This is a genomic window from Enterococcus silesiacus, assembly GCF_001886225.1.
In the GTDB taxonomy this organism is placed as follows: domain Bacteria; phylum Bacillota; class Bacilli; order Lactobacillales; family Enterococcaceae; genus Enterococcus_L; species Enterococcus_L silesiacus.
Map to the genome: position 1 here is coordinate 60,630 of NZ_JXLC01000016.1, position 23,091 is coordinate 83,720.

Below are 23,091 nucleotides of genomic sequence, written 5' to 3' on the forward strand. Positions count from 1 at the left end.
CGTTCTCTCCTTTTATCCTTCATTTTCTTTTTGCTTCGTTTGAATTTTCATTTGGATGCCCGTCACGATAATGATCGCAATAAATAAAATCACTGATCCTGCTGCGGCATAGCCAAATTTATTATATTGAAAGCCTCTTTGATAAATGAATAACGCCACGGATAAGGTACTATCTAGCGGACCACCTTTAGTCATAACGAATGGTTCATCGAAGAATTGGAACCAGCCAATCAATGTTGTTACAGTGACAAAGAAAATCGAGAATTTCAGTAAGGGAATAGTGATTTTTAGAATCTGCTGCCACTTATTAGCACCATCGATTTCTGCCGCTTCATAATATTCTTTTGGAATCCCTTGGATCGCTGCTAAAAAAATCAACATATTTAAGCCAATCGCTTTCCAAACAGCTATGATGATCAATGAAAGTTTCGATGTACTAGGATCTGTCAGCCACATGATAGGCCCAACATTTACATAAGATAATAAATGATTTAATAACCCGATCGTTGGATTGTATAAGTACATCCAAACAACAGATACTGCCACTGTATTTGTGATCGACGGACTATAAAATACTAAGCGCATAAAAGAGAAAAATTTATTTTCTCCAAAATTGATCATAATAGCTAAGGCTAAGGATGCAATAATCACCAGTGGCACACCGATAATGACATAGTAAGCAGTGTTGAACATTGCTTGACCAAAAACCTTGTCATTAAATATGTTCAAATAATTATCCAAACCAACAAAATTGATTCGAGAAAAATCAGCTAAACCTGCCAAACTCATATCAGTAAAGCTAATGGTTACTGCAATAAAAATCGGTATAATTGAAAAAATAAGTAATAAAGCAATAGCTGGAGCTATAAAAAAATAAGGTGATTTTGATTTTTTCATTTTGTCCTTTCCTCCTTATGAATGAGTCAAAGGAATAAAAACGAGCGTCTTGGCTATTGCTCATCTATTTAGAATAAACAACTTATTCTGAATTTTTATTCCTTTTGACTCATGACTATTACTTGATCAACGTCTCTGTTTGCTCATTTAATTCGTCCATTGCGTCTTGAAGATTCTTGCCACTAACAACGACTTGTTCCCATTGCTTCATGAAGTTTTGAGAAATTTCATCCCATTGTTTTAACAAAGGCATTGGTTGTGAGTCATTTAGTTGTTTTCCGAATACTGAAATCAATGGATCGCTCTTGAAGACCTCAGCCTCCCAGGATTTTTTGTTCGTTGGAAGTGAATTGGTACTTTCAAAGAATTTTGTTTGATTTTCTGGTTTTGAAAGGTATTCGATCAATTTCAGTGCATCCGCTTTTTTCTTAGAGCTGTTAAACACAGCTAAGTTTGCTCCACCAGTAACAGACATATTATTCACAGGCCCTTTTGGTAGTTCAGCTACACCCCATTTTCCATCAATATCAGGAGCAGAATCTTTGATACTATTGATCATCCAAGGGCCACTGATAAACATTGGAACAACACCTTCGCCACCAAAGCTTTGACCGATTTCTAAACCTAAATCTGTTTTAGGCGCTGAGCCATCTTGAACTAGTTTGTCTAAAAATTTTAAAGCATCTACCATTTCTGATTCATTGAAAAGCGGCTTATCATTCTTATCAAATAATTCCGAACCATTTTGGCGAGCAAACATGAAACCAAAAGTCGGTTCTTTCAACTCTACACCAAACCCATATTTATTATCTCCACGTGCTGCTAGTTTTTTGGCCGCATCTGCTAATTCATCCCAAGTTTTTGGCGCTTCTTGATAACCAACACTTTCTAATAAATCTTTTCTGTAATATAATCCGCGAGTTTCTGTATACCATGGAACTGCATATGTTTGTCCACTGAATTCAGTTGTTGCGACAGAACCATCGAAGAAGTTATCTGATTTCATGCTATCGCTTTTCTTTACATCCTCGGTTATATCCATCAATGCGCCTGCATCAACAAACTCGCTCATATAGGTTGTCCCCATTTGAACGACATCAGGTCCTTCTTTAGAAGCAACTGCTGTGAGTAACTTATCTCTTGACGTAGCCCAAGGAATACTTTGAATTTTGACTTTGATCCCTGATTCTTTCGTGAATTCATCTACGATCGGCTTGATTCCTTGATCACCATCACCCATATACCAAAATGTCAGTTCATCTGAAGCGCTTTCTTTATTTCCTGAAGAACAGGCTGCCATCAGACCTACAGTTGCAAATAAAGTTGTTCCTAATAAGCAAAGCTTTTTCCATGATTTCATACTTCCACTCCCTTAATAATATTTAGTGAAACGTTTCTACAAAAATGATTATATTCCCTATAATAAATAAAAGCAAGCGTTTTCTTTTATTGTTAACAGGATTTACATTAAAATAATTGCTGTTTTTAAAAATGAAAATAGAAACGTTTCACCTACGAGGACTATATATAAAAAACAGATTATTTAACAGAGATAAATATAATTTCACATAACATAATCCCTTAACAGATTGACTATTTTATAAGAAAAGAGCAATTTGGATATCCGTCATTTGACTGGCATCCGAATTGCTCTTTTAAGGGTATCGTTCTATATTTTTAATCTCTCAGCCGTGTCATAACTCTAAATTTATTTTTGCTATTTATTGAAAGTCAGATAACACTACTTTTCCAATAGAATTACCTGATTCAATCAAAGCATGTGCCTTTTTCATGTTTTCAACATTGATTGGTGAGAACTCTTTTTTTAAAGTGGGCGTTAATTGATTTGTTTCAATTAATTGGGCAATTCCATTTAAAATTTCATGCTGTCTTACCATATCAGGTGTTTCGTATTTTGCCCTAGTAAACATCAATTCCCAATGGAAAGAAACACTTTTGTCCATTAATGCACCTAAATTTACTGGTTTGTTTAATCGAGTGATCGACGTCATGTGTCCTTCTGGATTAATGATCTTACACATTTCATCCCAATTTTTTTCTGTACTATACAAATTCAAAATATAGTCTGTCCCAGCTAATCCAAGTTCAGCTAACTGTTTAGATAAAGAAAAATGATGATTAATAACTTCATCTGCTCCTAGAGATTTTATCCATTCAATGCTTTCATCTCTTGATGCTGTTGCAATGACCTTTAACCCACTCATTTTAGCTAATTGTATAGCAACTGATCCAACGCCACCTGCACCGTTGATAATCAAAATCGTTTTCCCTGCATCTTTAGATTTATCAATGTTCATACGATCATACAGTGATTCCCAAGCAGTTAAAGATGTTAAAGGTAAGGCAGCAGCATTAGCAAAATCCATATTTTTAGGTTTTCTTCCTACAATTCTTTCATCTACAACATGATATTGCGCATTGGTTCCGCTACGTTCTAGAGCACCAGCATAAAAAACTTCATCACCAATTTTAAATAAGGAACAATTTTCTCCCACTTCTGTTACAATGCCCGAAGCATCCCATCCTAAAATACGATAATCCTTTATAGTACTGTCTTTGGGGCTTCTGGCACCGATATCCACTGGGTTAACAGAGACTGCTTTGACTTCCACTAAAAGATCTCTTGCTTTTAGTTCATGAGGTTTCTCAATTTCTAAATCCAGAAAACTATTTTCAGCGTCTATCGGTAGATATTCTTTTAAACCAACTGCTTTCATCATAATCATAAGATCATCCCTTTCTTCTTCGTTTATTGTACACCTCTCGTATTCTTAATGTAAGAACGCACATTTTTGCGCCTTAAGAAGGAATCAATAATAAACCTGATAATCAAGGATGAACAATGAAAGCAAAGGCACCTCTTCTTGCCCTTTTCATTCTAGAAACTACTTAAGCCATACTATTATTAACATTGTATCTCGCTCAAATGAATCATGTTGATTGGTTTGTCAGCATTTCTTGGATAAAGTGCAAATATTGTTTGTATTCATTTGGTAGTCTATCTCCCTCAAGGTTTGCATTTGATTCAAAAATGTAAAATGAATCTACATAATCTGTTCGAACCGTCCGAAACATTTCATAAAAGCCATACATATAATTTTCAATATTTCGAGAATTAGAGTGGTTGTATTGATAGGTTGCTTCGGTTCCTCCAGCAGTCATTATTAAGACAATTTTTTTACCAGTTAAGGCAAAATTAGCACCATAAGCCCAATCTTTCTCTAGCATCACTTCTAACCAGTTTCTTAGGCTGTGTGGGGCGTTATACCAAAAGATTGGAAATTGAAACATAATTAAGTCCGCAGACATCAGCATTTCCTTTTCTGCTGCGACATCTATTTCACCAGTCGGGTATAGTTGATCAATATGGTGAATTTCCAAATTTAAGTGTTCCTTTTTTAATTCCTCAATTAAATAGCTATTCATTGTTGATTGTTCCAGATTTGGATGTGCTAAAATTAAAATCGTTTTTCCCATAATATTGTTCCTCCATTTTCAGTTATTGCAAAAAGAAATACACATTATTTTCCACTTGATTTCTTCTCTAAAACAAGCATACAACAAGAAAAAAATAATGGAAGTACGCACTTTTTCTATATATGATATACTTTAGTGATACTCAGTATAAAAAAGATACTTCAAATGAAGGAGGAAAATAGATGATTGATAACTGTCCTGTAAAGAAAACGGTGAACTTGATAAGCGGAAAATGGAAACCAATTATTTTATTTCGTCTACTTTCTGGAAAAATGAGATTTGGTGAATTAAAAAAAGGATTGGGTAATATCACAAATAAATCATTAACAGACCAATTAAGACAACTTGAAAATGACGGTCTAATTTCTAGGAAGGTTTATCCAGTAGTTCCACCAAAAGTAGAATATCAATTGACTGATAAAGGTCGTTCAATGGAAAGTATCTTACAGTCCATGTCTATTTGGGGTGATCAATATTAAATTGCTAGCTACTTACTCTTATTTCAAGATAAGAAGCATAACAGAGAAGGCAATAGTCCTTCTCCCAAAAAAACAAGTTCGATTTTGATGATTGCTCAAAATCGAACTTGTTTTTCCTGTTATACGCACTTTTCTCTCCATGTGCTTACCTGATTTCCTTAAAATTAATGTAAGTAACCAGTTTAAGCTTGTTTCGTTGGCAAGATCGTCATTTCAGTAATATTAACTGAATAGTGAAACGTTTCTAAAAAAATGATTGTATTCCCTATAATAAATAAAAGCGAACGTTTTCTTTCTTTTTTTAGCTAAAAATTTAAACTATCTTATAAAAAAAACGAGATATGAATAAAAAATGTTTCACTTGACATGCAGATAAATACGCTCTGTTGGCTCAATCCTTTTACAAATAAGCTATAGTAAAAAGCTTATTGTATTTTTTTCAATTTAGTCAACGAGGTTTTTATCTAATTCAATGATTACTAGAAAGATTGAAGATTAGCACAGGATAAATCTTTTTATATCTTCTACCGCAAGGTTTTTGTTTTTTCCTAGAAAGAGCTGATGTCTTCCATTCTCATATATTTTCAAAGAAACTGTTGCATTACTTGCTTTTGCTAGATAGTACGCGCTTTTATAATAGGTAGTTTCATCTTGTCTATTTTGTAAAATAAGCATTTTTTTATTCATTGTTGCTTGACTAGTTTTCTTCATTTTGATCTTGGTTTTTCTTAATAACGATAAAAACTGAAAACAGGATCGAATAGATGACGTTTGGGCAGAACGAAAATAATAATCCAATTTTTCTTGATTTTTAAATAATAAACTTTCGACGATATCTTGCATAATAATTTTCATATTATAAAGATAGATCGGTGTACTGCATAAAACTAGTTGATCTACTGATTCTCTTTCTGATACTTGAATCGTCAATAATCCTCCCATTGAAAAACCAATGCAAGTAATGTTTGTATAGTTTTGTTCAAGCTCATCTAATTTATTCTTAACATCCGCTAACCATTGATCAGCTGTTGCTTTTGAAAAGTTTTCCTTATTTCCACCATGGCCAGTTAATCGAATCCAAAATGAATCAAGCTTGCTTTGTTTTAAGTAATCGTGTAAATAGAGGATTTCTTTCTCATCTCCCCCAAAGCCATGGATGATCAGTATTGCTCTTTTTTTCATTATGCCTCACTTTCTTTTGAATAAATGAAATTATTGCTTAAATCATCCCTTCAAAAGCCATTTGATTTTATGTACTTTAACATTCTACCTTACTCCTTCTGTTCATTCTGCCCTTTTTAATTAAATTTAATAAAATATTGGTATACAGTCAATTCAAAATGTTTAACAAGCAGAAAAGTATGAAACAAAACTAAAAATCAGTTTTGCTCCATACTTTAAATCTGAATAATTGATGATAATATTAATAGAGACTCTACTTTAACGGATCAACGAAACAATATCTTTTTTAGCAGCACTTTTAGCAGGTAACCAACTAAAGACAATGCCGATCACAATTGAAAGAACTAGTGCTAACATAGCAGTAAATAAATCTGGAGCAATCGTAAACGGTGTAACCATCCCAACGATATAGCCAATCAGCATACCGAAAATGTACCCAATTGCACCGCCAATCAATGTTAACGTAATTCCTTCTAGTAAAAACTGCAACATAATATTATTTCGAGTGCCACCCATTGCCCGTCGAACGCCAATTTCTTTCGTTCGTTCAGAAACAGAGATGTAAATCATATTCATAACACCTATACCTGAAATAAACAATGAAATACCACCAATGATTGAAACAATTGCCGTAATACCAGTCAAAATCATCCTAAGTTGGTTGACTTGCCCTGCAAGATCCTGACTCTTATAAGCTCCCATATTTCTAAGTGAACCATATTTATCCAATGTTTTGGTTATCTCTTTGGTCACTGCTTTAGGATCAGCAGTTGCTTCCAGCTTAATCAAAAGCGAGTCTTTGGGATTTTCAAAGTACTCTTCATAGCTTGCCCCAGGTACCTCAACGCCAACATAATCTTCTTGAGTTGTGATAAATCCTGAGTTGTTACGGTCTTCCATAATACCGACAACTTCAAATAGTTGCCCTTTGATTGTTAAACTTTTACCAATCAGCGATTCTGGATTTTCTTTTTTGATTGCCTTAGCAATTGTTTCATTAATCACCATCACTTTATTGCGATTAATGCTATCCGAAGTTTTTATTCCTCTTCCATAAATCGTTTCTGTCCCATTTGAGGATAATAGTTTAAAAGAGCCTTGCGCAGAAGCATTACTTGCTTCTGCAATTTGCTGTGAATAGTATTTTGCGCCTTTTTCCTCATTATCATAATATTCCACTGCTTTGACACCATCTATATTTTCGATTCGTTCAAAATCAGTTTCAGAGAATGAAGCTAAGTTGGTATCATAGAAAGCTTCATCATTTGGGGCAAAATTAAAAAAGATACTCGAATCATAATTATCCAACCCAATAAAATCAGCAGCATACCGTTCGAAACCGCGTCCTATAGAAAAAATCGTGATTACAGAGGAAACCCCAATAATCAGGCCGATCATCGTAAGAAAACTACGCCGTTTATTTTTTAAAATAGATTTTAAAGATGTTTTCCAAATTTCACTAAACCGCATAATCAGCGCCTCCTTCAATGATCTCCCCATCTCGAACAGTAATGACTCGTTTACAATATTGAGCAGCTTCACTATCGTGAGTTACCATCAAAATCGTTACTTTTTCTTTGTCATTTAATTGTTGAAATAATTCCATAATATCTGCTGATGTATGTGTGTCAAGCGCTCCAGTTGGTTCATCGGCTATAATGAAACTGGGATTACCGACAAGCGCTCGAGCAATTGCGACTCTTTGTTGTTGCCCTCCAGACAATTGTTTTGGTAGTTTATTGTATTTATCGGGAATTCCAACTTTTTCTAAAGCATTCATTACCAACTCTTTAGTATTTCGATACTTCATTCCTCCGTATAATAAAGGCAATGCTACATTTTCAAATACTGTATTGTTCTCAATTAGTTGAAACGATTGAAAAACAAATCCTACCGATTGATTACGGATTCGCGATAATTTATTGTCATTATAATGATACGCATCTTCATTTTTAAACAAGTAACTGCCTTCAAAATTACCGTCCAAAAAGCTGATTGTGTTCATTAAGGTAGATTTCCCTGAGCCTGATGGTCCCATAATAGCAACAAATTCATGTTCTTGTATGTTCAAATTGATATCTTTTAGAACATGAATTTTTTCTTGATCCAATGAATAATACTTATTAACATGTTCTAATTTGATCATTGTACTGCCACTTCCGTTCCTTTAGTGATTCCTTTCACATTCTTGATTATTTTTATTCCTTCATCTACACCGCTTTCTAAGATATAAAAGCCTTCCGCTTCTTTGACGGTTACTTCTTTTTGTTCTGCCTTGTTATCTTTAACTAAGTATGCATAAAATTTCCCATCCTTTTCCTGCACACTTTTCGTTGGTAAATGAATTTCATTTCTAGGAATCAGAATTTCTACACTATAGCCCAACGGAATATTTTCATTTGGCTGAGCAGTAAAATCATAATTGACAATACTAGTTGAACTTGTACTAGCTGATGCTGAATTAGCTTCTGGAACTGTATTGATTTCGGCAATTTCAGTTATTTTTCCAGGCACTGATTTATTTTGATTGACATAATCAATTGTAACATCCATGTCTTTACTTAATTTTTCTTTATCGTATTCTGTGACCGTTCCTCTAATTTCATTTTCGATACTTTTCAGCACCATCAAGGGTTTTGAAGGATCGTTTTTTGCATCTGGATTCAAAGTCGCAATAATGCTATCTCTTTCTGCTTTGATTTTTTCGCCCCACTCATACGTTACTAATACGGCATCTTTTACAACATGATCCCCTAAATTATAATGAATCGTTTTTACTGGACCTTTATCCGTACTTAACAATACGGACTGGGTCAATTTCGCTTGTACTTGTCCTTTTAAATGGAGAGGCGTTTGTTTTTCTACCTCGTATAAATTGACACTTTTAGCAGTCTCTGTTTCTTTCGGCTGCGAATTTTGATAGATAAAAAAACCCACTCCTAAAACAATAATCGCGCCTGCCCCAATCAACAATTTTTTTTTCATTTTCTAATCCTCAACTTTCGTTATTTTTGTTTACTTAATTATTATAAATAACAATCGTTTCATTTTCTTCCTACTATAGTCTTATTTTTTTCTAAGCTTTAGTTGGAATCAATGCTAGATTTGAAAATAAAAAAATGATATGTATTATTACTTTTTTTAAGTATACACTCAGTAAAAAAAATTGACTCCCAGTACAAATCAGATCTGCCTATTTTTTGTCAACTTGGCATGTGAAATAGTAGTACATCCATTTCCAAATTCCAGATGAGGTACCTGTAACGACTACATCGTTATCTTTTATGTTATTATTTCTAAATTCAATTTAGTCTTTATTATTCACGCTATATCTCAACCACAAGGTATCTTCTTCGATGATATCGACTGATTTTAATTTAAACCCAACTGGTGCTATTTCGGGCAGGTTATCTGCTCTTTCAAAAATTGTATTGGTATCTGTTCGTCCATCAGTTACTGGTGTCATCACAATACTCACTTCATCAATCAATCCCTCTTGTAAAAATGACCAATTGATATAACCACCACCTGATACCATTAATGTTTTGATCCCAAATAAATTCAATAATTTTTCTGAAGCGAGGGTACAATCAATCAATTCTTGTCCAGCAAAAATATAAGAGATTTGTCGCTCTCGAAGGTAAGCGACATACTCATCACTAGCTTTATCCGTTAAAATTTCAATAACGTGGGCTTCGGGACGATTTTCGTATTGAACGTTGTTTTCAATCCAGCCAACTTTACCAGCAGGATCAGCTGAAACAATATACATTTGAGCGTTTGCTTGTGCAACATAATCCGTTCTAGGATAAGGTGTTTCTATTTCTTTCAACTTAGGTTTATGGAAATGAGTAAAATTCTTTTCCATCGTAACTCTTCCACATAACCACGCTTGGCTAAGGTAGCTGTCATTGGTTGTTTCATAGGCTTTGCCACCAACAATGGCATATTTTGAACTCATATAATCACCACTAATTTTGCCATTGATAGAAGTTAGCATATGGCAAATAATTTTTGGTCTTTTCATCATTGTTACTTTCCCCCATTGATTTTTTGTTTTTTCGTTATGGTGCTGATTACAGTACAAAAAGCCAAGAGCATCATGATCATACCTTCTGCCATAAATAGGTCCGTATTTTCTTTAGAAGGAAGGATATTTCCTAATAGTGAAATCGAAATTGGGGCAAAAGCTGCGCCAATATTGAAACCTATCAATAACAAAGATGTACTCTTTTCTGAATTGCCATTGCTATCTTGATTCACCTCATTAAACAAATATGGGATAAAGGTGCGGAAAGAAAAACCGCACAATACTACAGCAATTGAAATTGACACTAAATTTCGAGAAAAGGCAATCATAAACATTGATAAACTTAAGACAAAAAAGGATAGTGGTAATGTCCATTTTTTTGTTATTGTAACGATTGACCCAAATAATGCACCAGCAGTCATAGCACCTAAACCTACCAAGGCAACCAAATTACTGCCATCTGTTGCATTTCCAAAACCTTCTTCAAGCAATAAGGAGGTGATTTTCACTGTCACTGACATATAAATAGTGACAACTAGTATCAATAAAGCAATATAGCCATACGTTGAAGGATTGATTGCCTGATTCTTTGTTTTGCTCTGATTCTCCTCGGTCTCAAGTGAAACATCTGGGACAAACCATGTAAATAAAAGAAAAATCGGTAAAGCAAATAAATAAGCTAAAAATGAACTACGCCAATTCATTATCAGCAGTTGACCTACGGTAAACGTAATGATCATACCGCCAATTCCTTCGAATGCACTTTGAAAGCCAATCATAGATGAAAGTTCTTTTCCTTGATACATTTTTCCGGCTAGAGAAAAGAGTAGTGGGTTAAATAGTCCAATGCCAATACCAAATAATATTCTGCTGAAAAATAAAAGCCAAAAAGAGTGCGCAAACACTGGTATAATCCCTGCGCCTAATACAATACCAATACCAAGCTGTACAGATAGCTTGTAACCAAATTTTCTAGCGAAGGTATGGCTAAATGGCACGGTTAAGATTATAAACAAAGAAGGAATTGTGGTAATTAATTCTACTAAAATAGGATTAATAGTCGGATAAGTTGCCATAATCGCAGGAATATTTGCAGCAATTGCGCCACCTGATACCACAAGTAATGACACAGATAATAACGAAAGTTTGGTTAGTTTATTCACTGAGTTGTCTCCTTTAAGATACGCAAAAGATAGTCCATATTTTTTATTCGCCAAAGATTTCTTTTGCTAGAGCAAATGCTGACCAAGCTTTTGGCCATCCTGTATAAAAAGCTAAATGAGTGATCAATTCCACCATTTCCTCTTTTGTCAACCCATTTTGTTTGGCGATGTTCATATGCGCTTCTAATTGTGGTACGCCTTGTGTTAATAAGCTTGAACAAGTAATCAAGCTACGGTCACGTGGTGAAAGTTGTTCTTCTCGCGACCAAACTTCACCAAATAATACATCATCATTTAATTCTGCAAATTTTGGTGCAAATGCACCTAATTGATCTCTGCCTGCTGTTTGTTTTTTCATTAGGTAGGACTCCCATCTTTTATTCATTTTTATAATTGATTGTATAATTCATCTGAAACAGGTTCTAACCATTCTGGCGTACCAGCTGTAATTGCTAAATGTTCAAACCAACTATCTTTTGCCGCACCATGCCAATGTTTCACACCATCATGAGTAACAATCACAGCTCCAGCAGTTAAAAATTGCGCAGCCTTACCCTCTTCTTGATACCAGCCTTCACCGCCAGTGACTAATAACAGTTGAAACCCATCATGATGAATATGCCAATTATTACGGCAACCAGGTTCAAAGGTGACATTTCCTACACCTACATTGACCTTGGGATCTGCAATTAAATTGTTTAAATAGCTTTGACCGATAAAATATTGCGCATAGGCCTCATTTTTTTCTCCCACAGGAAAAATCACACCATTCTTTACTTCTTCAAATTTTGCCATTTTTTATTCCTCCAATTGATTTATTTTTGATTGGTCATGTTGTAACCAATTTTTGATTGCGATATCTGCTTTTTCAACTCTGGACCCACGTATGGGTAACCCGATATGAATCGTTGCATCAGGGCATAATTCCTGTAGATCGTTGATGCTATTGCCCATTCCACTGCCTTCATGTGTGCAAAAAGGATAAATATTTTTTCCTGATAAATCATTTTCCTCTAAAAAAGTTGCAACGATCATTGGAAACGTGCCCCACCAATTTGGATAGCCTAGATAAACCGTTTGATGTTTTGCTAAGTTAAACAAAAGTGGTTGATATTTAGGTCGCTCGTTTATCATTTTTTCCTGTTCCGCTTGAGTCACCACTGCTTGATACGCTTTTGGATAGGTTATTTCTGGAATGAGCGCAAAAGCATCAACATCGAGTATCTCGGCAATTTTTTGTGCCACAACTTTTGTATTTCCAACAGACAAATATTCCTTCTTTCCACCAATCAAATTTTCAAAAGGTCGAGAAAAATATACGATAGCCGTCATTTGATCACCTTCTTTATCCTTTACTTATGCAAAAACAGGCTGCACCACCTACTTACAAGTAAATGATACAACCTGTTTCTCTAAACGTCTAATGCCTAAACCATCCAGTTGCTATGCCTTGAAAGCATCGTTAAATCGTTGGATAAATTCCTTGACAGCTGGTGTTTGCAGTCGATTTTTCTTCCAAACAAGGACACAATTTGTTTTAACTTCTGGGGCTAATGGAACAAATGTCAATCCGCCATGTTCGCCATTGGTTGTTGCTCCTTCAATCGTTAAAGCCGAACCAACACGATTTTCTACTAAAGAAAAAACATTGAAAATCAAATTAAACGTACCTACCACATTTAAATTATTTAACGGTTTCGCAAGCCAGCCTTCAAGCATTAGCTGGACCTCTGAACGATTTGAACTTAATAGTGGAATCCCTTCTAAATCTTCAGGCTGAATGGTTGCTTTTTGTGCAAGAAAAGAATCATTTGATACTAACAATCCCCATTTTTCTTCTCTTGGTAAAATAATTTTTTCAAAATTTGTTGTAGCTATCGGTTCTAATAAAATTGCTAAATCCAAAATTCCCTTTTCCAATTTATCACTAATATCATCGCTAGTTCCCGAAACAATATTAAAGGTCACTTGAGGATAGTCGCTCACCAATTCCTCCAACATCATGGCCATCGTATCTGAATTATCGGCTTCAACACACCCGATTGAAAAATGTCCGCTTAAAAAGCCTTTACTTTGCTCTTCAAATTCACGCTCTGTTTGTTCAGCTAACGTTAATATTTCAGCAGCACGCTCTTTTAGAAAATATCCCTCTTCTGTTAAGGTCAATTGCCTATTTTCTCGGATAAAAAGCGGTGTACCTAATTTTTCTTCAAATTCTTTGATTTGTCGACTTAAAGTTGGTTGCGTAATATGCAAAATTTTTGCTGCTTTAGAAAAATTCCTTTCTTCTGCAACAGTCCAAAAATAACGTAGTTCTCTTAATTCCATCATGGTTCTCCTTTTTAAGTTCACATGCTTATTTTACAATAAAACAGAACGAATTTCTAAAAGAACCGTTTTATAAAGTCTCTATCTCAATCACAAAACGATATTTAACAACGTTATTTGATTCACGTTCATATGCAACTGGTACATGACCTACCGCGATCATTTTAATTTTAAGCAATACTTTATTTTCAGCTGCAAAGTTGATCAATTCTTGGAACATTGGTATTCCACCAACATTGGGCTTGGTTTCCAAATACGCTTCTCACATGGAATAACTGTGCTTTTATTCTTTTTAAACTTATTTTACCACTATTCGTCTTTGAAGCTCATATTTTGCTGCTTCTAGTCGGTTGATTTGTGCTTGCAATTCAATTTTTTGTTCACTCAGCAGCTCTGTTCTAGCTTGGACTGTTTTTTCTGGTTGAACAGATAAAGCCACATATTCAATCAATCCTTCGATGGAAAGATTGACTTCTCTCATTTGCTTAATAAAACAAATCCAATCAGCGTCTTCTCCATTAAACTCACGTAGCCCATCACAATTTCTCTTTACCTGTGGAATCAAGCCAATTCGTTCAAAGTAACGAATGGTGTTGATTGGTGTATTGGTTTGCTTACTAATTTCTTTACTATTCATAGACTGAACCTCCCTTAATAAAAAGAGGGTTTTGCCCAATCAGTATCGGGTTCGCTTACACCTAGGCTAGTTTTAGCGTATTTATCTGAATCATGAATAATCGTCGTAATCAATCTAGCTACAGCTTCTCTTGTTACTTGAGCACCAACAAAAGATTCTCCTTTTTCTGTCAATACGTAATCTTCATTGCCTGTTTGATTGTATAACCAAGTTAATCTTAAAATAACATAATCCAACGAAGACTGTTCCACTACTTCGGCTGCTTTCAAATATTTCTGTGTAGCTGTCGAGCCAACCATACTAGTGTTCCATTCACCAAATGCCCCCGCAACTTCATTGTAAATACCTAAAACATTCGCTCCTATTAGGTAATTTACACCAGATTCTTCCATTGCTTCAACGATTGCTTGTGTCGCATCTGGAGAGCTCATATCATTTAAATACGCAATATCCACTCCAATTAAGGCTTGTTTTAATTTGTCTTGATCATTAAAATCACCTTCAATGATGACTTCTCTCGTTGGATCTTTCACGGAAATTCGACTTGAAAGATTACGACCATACAAAACAAGCTCGTGATCTGTTTCTGTTAAAATCAACTCTGTAACCATTTTTGAAATTTGCCCTGCTGCACCTAAAATTAGCATTTTCATATTAAATCCTTCTTTCACGTTTTGACTGACCTCTTATTTATGACCAACAATAGCATGAGGAACATAAGGTTCTTCTAAAAACTGCACTTCTTCTTCAGTCAAAATTAAATCTAAAGCAGGAATCGCATTCGTCAAATGACTTTCTTTTGTTGCCCCAATAATCGCTGCCACAACTGGCTCTTTTTGAAGCAACCACGCTAATGCAACTTGTACACGTTCCACCCCACGTTTTTCAGCAATTTCTGCAACTCTTTCAACGATGATACGATCTTGTTCAGCCGTTTTATCATATTTTGACATCGCTGTTTTGTCCGTTTCAAAACGTTTAGTTTGCGCGCTCCAATCACGAGTTAAGCGACCTGAAGCTAATGGACTATAAGGTGTCACTGCAATTTTTTGATCTTCACATAACGGTAACATTTCTCTTTCTTCTTCACGATATAGCAAATTCAAATGATCTTGCATCGACACAAATTTTGTCCAACCATTTTTTTCAGCTACTGCTTGTGCTTTAGCAAACTGCCACGCAAACATCGCTGAAGCACCAATATAACGGGCTTTCCCAGATTTCACGACATCATGTAAAGCTTCCATGGTTTCTTCAATTGGGGTGTTGTAATCCCAGCGGTGAATAATATATAAATCAACATAATCCATGCCTAAACGTTCTAAACTCGCATCAATTTGATGGAAGATTTCTTTTCTTGAAAGACCTCCACTGTTGGGAACATCTTTTTTCATGGTAGTAAATAATTTGGTTGCCACTACAATTTCATCACGATTCGCATATTCATTCAGTGCTTTCCCAAGAATTCGTTCACTAGCACCATATGAATAGACATTGGCTGTATCAAAGAAATTAATCCCTAAATCTAACGCTTTTTTGATGACTTTTTTACTTTCTTCCTCTTCTAGAACCCACTCGTGAAAGCCACTATTCGGATCACCAAACCCCATTGCTCCTAAACAAATTCTTGAAACTTCCATTCCTGTATTGCCAAATTTTACATAGTTCATTGTATTTCCTCCTCTATTTTATTTTTCGTTTTCTTCTGGTAAGACTTCATTGATACAATTTAATGTGATTAATGTTCTTGGATAGCCGATAAATGGTAGTAAAACCGTAATCGTCTCAATCAATTGTTGCTTATCATTATTACTATATCAATGAATGTTTTTTCTTACTAACAACAACAGTCTAGCTCTTGAAGTTCACTCCAAGTCAAGGGATTTGTTAAAATAAATAAAAAAACTTCTAAATCAGCCTTCCTCTAAAAAAATTTAGAAGAAAGATACGATTTAGAAGCGATTCATTTTCTATTATCTATTCATATTAAAATCTCTTAATGCATTTTCAGCTGGAATCATATGCTCATCATAATTGGCTAGTTTAAACTCTAACCGTTCAATTGCTGTATTTAATTCCGAAGCTTTTTCTTTTAATTCCAAAATTTGATCTGCAATGATTTCTTTACGGGCCGGTACTGTTTCATTCCCCAATTGAAACAAAGTTAAATATTCCACTAACGATTCAATAGATAGACCTGCATTTCTCATCTGTCTACTAAAAACGATCCAACGCAAATCTTCTTCATCAAAATTACGAATCCCATTATCATTACGTTTCACAGGTGGAATCAAACCTATTCGTTCATAATACCTGATTGTATCTGCAGAAACCCCACTTAATTCACTTACTTTTTTTATATTCATGCCCTAATTCTCCTCTGCACATTCCTTAACAAGTCTCTTTCTTTTTCATTATAAAACAATCTTGTTCTCATTTACAAATTTTCTTATTGACCTAGAGTTCACTTCAAGAGGTGAACCAGCCTCACAATGAACATTTGGAGGAATGACAGATGAAAAAAAACAAACTTGGAATCACCGGTGTCAGTAGTGGATTTGGTTTAGAATTGACGAAGCAACTAGTAGCAAAAGGACAGACCGTGATTGGAACTGTGCGTAAGGATAAAAATGTACAAGACTTAATGACTCAGTATTCAGAAACTTTTGATCAATAGCTTTTGGATGTAACAGATACAGATGGAATTAAGGTATTAGTAAATAAAGTCTATCAAAAATAGGGCACAATCGATGGGCTGGTAAACGATACGAACTATGGCTTATTTGGAGCCTCGGAAGAATTCACAGATCAAGATGTTGATAAAATTATCGCAACTAATTTAACCGGTGCTATTCAAATGATCCATGCTGAGATTCCATTTATGCGTGAACAGCAAGTTGGGGGTATTATTCAAATTTCTTCATATGGTAGGCAAGTCGTTGAATTGATGCACGAATATGGCAATAACCCATCTTATCCCTCTTGGCTATGTTAGATCTGGCAAATGGTTTAGCCACTTCGACTGATTTTTAATGGTTTATTGTAAAAGAATGATCCATTGATGGAAGGATTGCGTATTTTTATAGTGTAGAAAAGTAAAAAGGATGGTGGCTAACTCTCTAATAAAGGGGTGATGCCTATGGTTTTCGGCTTTATCCCTAGAAAGGAATAAGCATGTCCGTTTTTGAAGCACTGACACTAATGATTGCCTTTGCAACCTTAGTTGTGCTGATAATAGATAAAAACAAACCAAAAAAATAACCATCTAACCTTTACTTTGGACAGTAATTAGATGGTCAAAACATTTAACTATAGCCACCGTCTTTTAAACGGGTCTACAAGAGAGACGGGGTTTCCTGTCTCTTTTCATTTATTATCGTAACACAATTATATTTTAATGTCACTACTTCTAAAAAAAACGTTTACTATTTGTATTACATGATATCTAACTGTTGTTCTACTTACACTAAACAATATATGAAATTGTTTAGTCAAAAAAATTGGTTTAATAGTTTAAAAAAGTCAGAAACAGCTTTTCCAATAATTTTTCATTATCCCCTCCATGCCAACAAAACACGTCATTCTCTTCCCCATTCCACTAAGGCATCTGCCTATATAAGTGTCATGATTCATCCTAAATAGGGTCTAGCGCTAAGTAATGAATATTCAAATTGCAATTATGTACGTCCATTCTTCTACTCCTTTATGATGATATTTTTTGTCCAAATTAGAGATTTTGATTATCTTCTTCCAAATAAATGATTTCCTTAACTGGCAAATCTCTTCTTTTAGCGTGTGCTTCACCAAGTTCACATAGCTGATACAATAACGGTACAAATTGTTTGCCATACTTAGTCAAAGAATACTCTACTTTAACAGGAACCTCCTCTGGAAAAACAATCCGTTCAACTAAACCATCTTGCTTTAATTGTTTTAGTTGCTCATTCAATACTTTCGTAGAAATGCCATGACACAAGCTTAATAAATCTTTTGGCCGTTTACTGCCAGCATTCATATGTTGTAGCAAAGAACTTTTCCATTTTCCCTTAATAACATCTTGCAATAAAAAAAAGCCTTCTTTGGGTATTTTGGACATGTAATTATTTCCTCCTTACTTTAAAGTAAGTCACGCACAAAAAAGTGCGATATTTTCTTTTACTTTGACTGATGATACGATGATTATAGCAAAAAAATGATAGGACACCAAGCCAAAACGAATAAAGAAATCATCATTTTTCAACATTTTTTTGCAAAAATATCTAAATGAAAGTAGGTCATTCTATATGAAAAAAAGCTTTGAACAAATTAACATAACGCCAGATCCTTATGCCCCATTTAATCTCTCTCAAGGTATATCCTTGGAGAAATTACTTTTTATTTCAGGTCAAACAAGTATCAATGAATTAGGCGAGCTACTCCATCCTGGAGATTTTACAGCGCAAGCTGAGCAGACTTTTATTAATTTAAGAAAAGTTTTAAATGCAGGTGGTTCTTCTCTTGATAATGTGTTGAAAGTTACGATATTTTTAACCGATATGAGTCACTTTCAAACAATCGTTGCCTTGCGAGAAAAATATTTTTCAAAACCATTCCCAGCTGATACAATTGTAGAAATTAATGGATTGTTCCATCCAGATGCATTAATTGAAATTGAAGCAATTGCTGTCAAAAATTAATGTTATACTGAACTGTTAAATAATCGCATTTCTACAAATAAAAAATTGGATTTTATCCATAAAAATCATGGGTAGGTAGCTATTTTGTGCCCCGAAGAACTGTATCACGAAACTTGATAGTTAATACGAATAGCTTGAAAAATTTAGTTGATTTACCCTCTAATTAGGTTATCGTTATAGCCGGCATCTTAAAAATATACTCAGTATCTTCAGGAATTTAATGCATATCTAGCTTTTTTTCATGTATAACTTTTGATTTATCAGGGGTTTACGAAGAAGATTTTCAACAGGGATATAAAGTGATCTCTCTAATTTGTACAAAAAATCGATAGTGTAGCGTATTAAACTGCTTTAAAAAGCACTTTAATACGCCACACTATCAATTTAATTTTAGCCAAAATAGGTTAATCTTCCTTATAAAACCTCACTGTATTTGAAACAGAGGCAATACTATATAACAGCTGATCCTCGTAATCCTGATCTAGATTACTATCTAACTGGTCATTGAACATTTCTTCATACTCTGAGATCGACAAGACTTGTCGTTCCTCTAACTGTTTTTGATGAAGATCGGTTAGTAAATATTCTTGATAATTCTCAACAAGTTTACCACTGAAAAATTCAGCGACAGCACCTGATCCATAGCTGAATAAACCAATTTGATTTCCTGCATTCAACTGACCATTTTCTAACAATGAAATCAACCCAAGATATAATGAACCAGTATAAAGATTACCGACTTGACGACTATAAATAATACTTGCTTCATATTTGGTTAGAATACGTTCTTGCTCTTCTGTCGATTCAGCTTCCATTGCAGCTAATAAAGCTTTCTTTCCCATTTTTGTATAAGGAATATGAAAAGCTAATGCATCAAAATCCGCTACCGTCTTTTTATGTCGTTCTTGATATTCATCCCAAACCTTTTGAAAAGCTTGAATATACGTTTCATTCGACAATTGTCCGTCGACCATTGGATAATCATGTCCCACAGGCCGCCAAAAATCATAAATATCTTGCGTTAACGTCACGCTATCGTCATTCATCTCCAAAATTCTTGGATTAGTTGATACTAACATCGCAACTGCCCCAGCACCTTGCGTTGGTTCACCACCTGAAGCTAAGCCATATTTAGCAATATCAGAAGCCACTACTAACACTTTACTTTCTGGATGACTTTGAATATGCGCAACCGCATACTGTAAAGCCGCAGTTCCTGCATAACACGCTTCTTTTATCTCAAAAGCACGGGCAAATGGCTGAATTCCTAACAAACGATGTAAAACGACCGCTGAAGCTTTTGATTCATCGATGCCAGACTCCGTTCCTACAATCACCATATCAATTTGTGCTTGATCTTCCTCTGTTAAAATATTTTTTGCAGCATTTGCAGCAAAAGTGACAATATCCTGTGTTTTCTTATTGACAGCCATCTTGTCTTGTCCAATACCAATATGAAATTTATTTGGATCTACCCCTCTTGCCAAAGCTAAATCAGTCATATCTACATAGTACGGTGGAACAAAGAAACTAATTTTATCTATACCAATATTCATTGTTTATCTCCTCTATCATTATTCTCAATTCATTACCTACTATAATTTATCATAAATTCGAACAAGATTGGTAGAAAAAAGAACAATTTAAAATTTGTTAAAGAATTTCAGAAGTTTTTTTATTATGATTTATAGAGTATTCTTTTTTCACAAACCATGGTATATTTCATAGTGGAGGTGACGTCGTGGAAATCGTAATTATCGACGCCTTGAGAACCCCTATCGGCAAGTATCGAGGACAATTAAAATCATTATCTGCAGTTGAGCTGGGAACAGCTGTTACAAAAGAGCTACTTAAGAGGAATACAAAGGCAGCAGAACATATAAAGCAAGTCGTTTTTGGAAATGTATTACAAGCTGGAAATGGACAAAATCCTGCACGTCAAATTGCAATCAACAGTGGATTGCAATTTGAAGTTCCAGCTTTTACCGTAAACGAAGTGTGCGGATCAGGTATGAAAGCAATTAGTTTAGCAAAGCAAGCTATTCAATTAGGTCAGGCTGATGTTATTTTAGCTGGTGGAACAGAAAGTATGACAAATGCCCCTGCTATCACTTACAAAGAAGAAGACACCTATTCAAAACCTGCTCCAACTATGATAGTGGATGGTTTGACCGATGCTTTTAGTGGTAAAGCAATGGGACTGACGGCAGAAAATGTTGCTGAACAATTTAACATTACACGTGAAATGCAAGATATTTTTGCTGTTCATTCCCAAATGAAAGCGGCCAAAGCACAAGTTGAAGGAAAGTTTGTGAAGGAAATCGTGCCTATTTCCATCGACGGTACTATTTTAGAACACGATGAAGGCGTTCGAAAAGATACCATTTTAGAAAAACTAAGCATGTTAAAAACAGTCTTCAAAGAAGATGGCTCTGTCACAGCAGGTAACGCATCAACGATCAACGATGCAGCCTCAGCAATGATCTTAGCTTCAAAGTCATTTGCAGAAAAACATCAGATTCCTTACCTTGCTATTGTGAAAGACGTTACTGAAATTGGGATTGATCCAAGCATTATGGGCATCTCACCAATTAAAGCCATTCAAACCTTATTACAACGCAACGATCTGGCTGTGGAAGACATTGACTTATTTGAAATCAATGAAGCTTTTGCTGCATCATCGATTGTCGTTCAAAATGAATTGAAGATTCCTAAAGAAAAACTCAACATTTGGGGCGGTGGCATTAGTTTAGGCCATCCGATTGGGGCTTCTGGCACTCGAATCATAGCGACTTTAGCGCACCAATTAGAAGACACAACTGGTCGATACGGAGTGGCTTCTCTATGTGTTGGCGGTGGTCTTGGACTTGCTATGCTGATTGAGCGCCCACAAAAAACAACAACAGATAAAAAATTTTATCAGCTATCAAAAAATGAGCGCTTAACATTTTTACAGGAAACTGCTAATCTTTCTGTAGAAAACAGACAAGAGTTAGAAAACATGTCCTTAGATGCGGACACTGCTAATCATTTGATTGAAAATCAAATCAGTGAAATGGCCTTACCCATGGGTATTGTTCCAGATATTTTAGTCAACAATAAGAGCTATCAAGTACCTATGGCAACTGAAGAACCATCCGTAATAGCTGCATGTAGTAACGGGGCTAAAATGATTCAAAAATCTGGCAGCATTCACAGTGAATTAGCAGAAGGTCTTTTAAGAGGCCAAATTGTTTTTATGAATGTTGCAGAGCCAAACTCAATAGAAGAAAAAATCAACCAGTTCTCAGAAGAAATATTTATTCAAGCTGAAAAAAGTTACCCTTCTATCGTGAAACGAGGCGGTGGCTTAAACAGAATTCAAATTCGTCATTTTCCTGAAGACAGCAGCTATTTGTCTGTGGATTTACTTGTTGATACTAAAGATGCTATGGGCGCAAATATTCTTAATTCTATTTTAGAAGGTGTCACAGATCTATTCCGTCAATGGTTTGATGATGAAATATTATTTAGCATCCTAAGTAATTTCGCAACTGAATCTATCGTAACAGCAACTTGTGAGGTTTCATTTGCTGCTTTAAGTAAAACTGGCGATTTGGATACTGGAAAATTAGTTGCAGAAAAAATTGCAGCAGCTTCCAAACTTGCTCAACTAGATCCGTATCGTGCTGCCACGCACAATAAAGGGATTATGAATGGGATAGAAGCTGTCGTTTTAGCAACAGGTAATGATACTCGTGCTGTTGCAGCTGCCGCCCACGCTTACGCAGCTAAAGGAGGTATTTATCACGGTTTGAGTTGCTGGAAACTAACTGGCAATGGCTTAAAGGGTACAATAGAGCTACCGTTGGCTATTGGAACTGTTGGCGGTGCCATCAGTGTTTTACCTAAAGCTCAGGCTGCTTTAGAAATTGTAAATGTAGCCGATGCAAAAGAATTGGCAGAAGTCATTGCAGCTGTTGGTTTAGCGCAAAATTTAGCCGCTTTACGTGCCTTAGTTTCAGAAGGCATTCAACAAGGTCATATGTCCTTACAAGCTCGCTCTTTAGCTATGTCTGTTGGTGCAAAAGGAACCGAAATCGAAGTCCTTGCAGGAAAACTAAAAACTGGCTTGATGAATCAAGAACAAGCTTTGGCATTTTTAATAAAATTGAGACAATAGCAACACACAAAAAATGAATCTAGAGGAATATTCCTCTAG

The 23,091-nt window shown here is 35.1% G+C and carries 27 protein-coding genes; 6 read left to right on the forward strand and 21 right to left on the reverse strand.

The window, feature by feature from the left end:
- Nucleotides 1–12: 12 nt before the first annotated feature.
- The 4 genes from RV15_RS11580 to RV15_RS11595 form a co-directional block, all read right to left on the reverse strand.
- Complete coding sequence (locus tag RV15_RS11580; protein WP_071878206.1) at nt 13–897, reverse strand: carbohydrate ABC transporter permease; 885 nt, start codon at nt 895–897, stop codon at nt 13–15.
- A 118-nt stretch (nt 898–1,015) separates the two neighbouring features.
- Nucleotides 1,016–2,257 (reverse strand): sugar ABC transporter substrate-binding protein, encoded by a 1,242-nt coding sequence (locus RV15_RS11585; RefSeq protein WP_071878207.1) that lies wholly within the window; start codon nt 2,255–2,257, stop codon nt 1,016–1,018.
- A gap of 361 nt (nt 2,258–2,618) precedes the next feature.
- Nucleotides 2,619–3,644, reverse strand: a complete 1,026-nt coding sequence (locus tag RV15_RS11590) for a zinc-binding alcohol dehydrogenase family protein (protein WP_342715571.1) — start codon at nt 3,642–3,644, stop codon at nt 2,619–2,621.
- A 205-nt stretch (nt 3,645–3,849) separates the two neighbouring features.
- Nucleotides 3,850–4,395 (reverse strand): NAD(P)H-dependent oxidoreductase, encoded by a 546-nt coding sequence (locus RV15_RS11595; protein WP_071878208.1) that lies wholly within the window; start codon nt 4,393–4,395, stop codon nt 3,850–3,852.
- Nucleotides 4,396–4,577: 182 nt separating this feature from the next.
- Between RV15_RS11595 and RV15_RS11600 the strand changes: the two genes are divergently transcribed.
- Nucleotides 4,578–4,874 (forward strand): winged helix-turn-helix transcriptional regulator, encoded by a 297-nt coding sequence (locus RV15_RS11600; RefSeq protein ID WP_071878209.1) that lies wholly within the window; start codon nt 4,578–4,580, stop codon nt 4,872–4,874.
- A gap of 495 nt (nt 4,875–5,369) precedes the next feature.
- On the opposite strand, the gene RV15_RS11605 is transcribed toward RV15_RS11600, so the two are convergent.
- The 15 genes from RV15_RS11605 to RV15_RS11670 form a co-directional block, all read right to left on the reverse strand.
- Nucleotides 5,370–6,056 carry an alpha/beta hydrolase gene (locus tag RV15_RS11605; protein WP_071878210.1) on the reverse strand — a complete coding sequence of 229 codons (687 nt, stop codon included), beginning with the start codon at nt 6,054–6,056 and terminating at the stop codon, nt 5,370–5,372.
- A 258-nt stretch (nt 6,057–6,314) separates the two neighbouring features.
- Nucleotides 6,315–7,526: an ABC transporter permease gene (locus RV15_RS11610; protein ID WP_071878211.1), complete on the reverse strand. Its 1,212-nt coding sequence runs from the start codon at nt 7,524–7,526 to the stop codon at nt 6,315–6,317.
- Entirely contained in the window at nt 7,516–8,202 is a 687-nt protein-coding gene (locus tag RV15_RS11615; protein WP_071878212.1) for an ABC transporter ATP-binding protein, read from the reverse strand. Before RV15_RS11615 ends, RV15_RS11610 begins: the two co-directional genes overlap by 11 nt.
- The gene (locus RV15_RS11620) at nt 8,199–9,041 is read right to left on the reverse strand and encodes an efflux RND transporter periplasmic adaptor subunit (protein WP_071878213.1); all 843 of its coding nucleotides are present in this window, start codon (nt 9,039–9,041) and stop codon (nt 8,199–8,201) included. The genes RV15_RS11615 and RV15_RS11620 overlap by 4 nt, the downstream gene beginning before the upstream one ends.
- A gap of 322 nt (nt 9,042–9,363) precedes the next feature.
- Nucleotides 9,364–10,086 carry a dihydrofolate reductase family protein gene (locus RV15_RS11625; protein WP_083429169.1) on the reverse strand — a complete coding sequence of 241 codons (723 nt, stop codon included), beginning with the start codon at nt 10,084–10,086 and terminating at the stop codon, nt 9,364–9,366.
- Between the two features lie 2 nt (nt 10,087–10,088).
- Nucleotides 10,089–11,249 (reverse strand): MFS transporter, encoded by a 1,161-nt coding sequence (locus RV15_RS11630; protein WP_071878214.1) that lies wholly within the window; start codon nt 11,247–11,249, stop codon nt 10,089–10,091.
- Between the two features lie 43 nt (nt 11,250–11,292).
- Entirely contained in the window at nt 11,293–11,607 is a 315-nt protein-coding gene (locus tag RV15_RS11635) for a carboxymuconolactone decarboxylase family protein (protein WP_071878215.1), read from the reverse strand.
- A 29-nt stretch (nt 11,608–11,636) separates the two neighbouring features.
- Entirely contained in the window at nt 11,637–12,044 is a 408-nt protein-coding gene (locus RV15_RS11640; RefSeq protein ID WP_071878216.1) for a cupin domain-containing protein, read from the reverse strand.
- Nucleotides 12,045–12,047: 3 nt separating this feature from the next.
- Entirely contained in the window at nt 12,048–12,581 is a 534-nt protein-coding gene (locus RV15_RS11645) for a flavodoxin (protein ID WP_071878217.1), read from the reverse strand.
- Between the two features lie 111 nt (nt 12,582–12,692).
- The gene (locus RV15_RS11650; protein ID WP_071878218.1) at nt 12,693–13,577 is read right to left on the reverse strand and encodes a LysR family transcriptional regulator; all 885 of its coding nucleotides are present in this window, start codon (nt 13,575–13,577) and stop codon (nt 12,693–12,695) included.
- 70 nt (nt 13,578–13,647) lie between these two features.
- A complete protein-coding gene (locus RV15_RS18745) occupies nt 13,648–13,797 on the reverse strand; it encodes a hypothetical protein (protein ID WP_167364097.1) in 150 nt (49 codons plus the stop codon).
- Between the two features lie 78 nt (nt 13,798–13,875).
- Entirely contained in the window at nt 13,876–14,214 is a 339-nt protein-coding gene (locus RV15_RS11655) for a MerR family transcriptional regulator (protein ID WP_071878219.1), read from the reverse strand.
- 14 nt (nt 14,215–14,228) lie between these two features.
- A complete protein-coding gene (locus tag RV15_RS11660; RefSeq protein ID WP_071878220.1) occupies nt 14,229–14,867 on the reverse strand; it encodes an NAD(P)H-binding protein in 639 nt (212 codons plus the stop codon).
- 33 nt (nt 14,868–14,900) lie between these two features.
- Entirely contained in the window at nt 14,901–15,884 is a 984-nt protein-coding gene (locus tag RV15_RS11665) for an aldo/keto reductase (RefSeq protein ID WP_071878221.1), read from the reverse strand.
- 303 nt (nt 15,885–16,187) lie between these two features.
- On the reverse strand, nt 16,188–16,580 hold the full coding sequence (locus RV15_RS11670) for a MerR family transcriptional regulator (RefSeq protein WP_071878222.1): 393 nt from the start codon (nt 16,578–16,580) through the stop codon (nt 16,188–16,190).
- A 149-nt stretch (nt 16,581–16,729) separates the two neighbouring features.
- Here RV15_RS11670 and RV15_RS18960 point away from each other — a divergent pair, with 149 nt between their 5' ends.
- From RV15_RS18960 to RV15_RS18970, 3 genes are all read left to right on the forward strand, one after another.
- The gene (locus tag RV15_RS18960; protein ID WP_245791346.1) at nt 16,730–16,891 is read left to right on the forward strand and encodes a hypothetical protein; all 162 of its coding nucleotides are present in this window, start codon (nt 16,730–16,732) and stop codon (nt 16,889–16,891) included.
- Between the two features lie 78 nt (nt 16,892–16,969).
- The gene (locus RV15_RS18965) at nt 16,970–17,209 is read left to right on the forward strand and encodes an SDR family NAD(P)-dependent oxidoreductase (RefSeq protein WP_245791348.1); all 240 of its coding nucleotides are present in this window, start codon (nt 16,970–16,972) and stop codon (nt 17,207–17,209) included.
- A gap of 179 nt (nt 17,210–17,388) precedes the next feature.
- Nucleotides 17,389–17,475 (forward strand): putative holin-like toxin, encoded by an 87-nt coding sequence (locus tag RV15_RS18970; RefSeq protein ID WP_281246837.1) that lies wholly within the window; start codon nt 17,389–17,391, stop codon nt 17,473–17,475.
- Nucleotides 17,476–17,941: 466 nt separating this feature from the next.
- Here RV15_RS18970 and RV15_RS11680 read toward each other — a convergent pair whose 3' ends face one another.
- Entirely contained in the window at nt 17,942–18,310 is a 369-nt protein-coding gene (locus tag RV15_RS11680; RefSeq protein ID WP_071878223.1) for a winged helix-turn-helix transcriptional regulator, read from the reverse strand.
- Between the two features lie 187 nt (nt 18,311–18,497).
- Here RV15_RS11680 and RV15_RS11685 point away from each other — a divergent pair, with 187 nt between their 5' ends.
- A complete protein-coding gene (locus RV15_RS11685) occupies nt 18,498–18,890 on the forward strand; it encodes a RidA family protein (protein WP_071878224.1) in 393 nt (130 codons plus the stop codon).
- Between the two features lie 404 nt (nt 18,891–19,294).
- Here RV15_RS11685 and RV15_RS11690 read toward each other — a convergent pair whose 3' ends face one another.
- Nucleotides 19,295–20,446, reverse strand: a complete 1,152-nt coding sequence (locus RV15_RS11690; protein WP_071878225.1) for a hydroxymethylglutaryl-CoA synthase — start codon at nt 20,444–20,446, stop codon at nt 19,295–19,297.
- A 185-nt stretch (nt 20,447–20,631) separates the two neighbouring features.
- Here RV15_RS11690 and RV15_RS11695 point away from each other — a divergent pair, with 185 nt between their 5' ends.
- The gene (locus RV15_RS11695; protein WP_071878226.1) at nt 20,632–23,052 is read left to right on the forward strand and encodes a hydroxymethylglutaryl-CoA reductase, degradative; all 2,421 of its coding nucleotides are present in this window, start codon (nt 20,632–20,634) and stop codon (nt 23,050–23,052) included.
- Nucleotides 23,053–23,091: the final 39 nt, after the last annotated feature.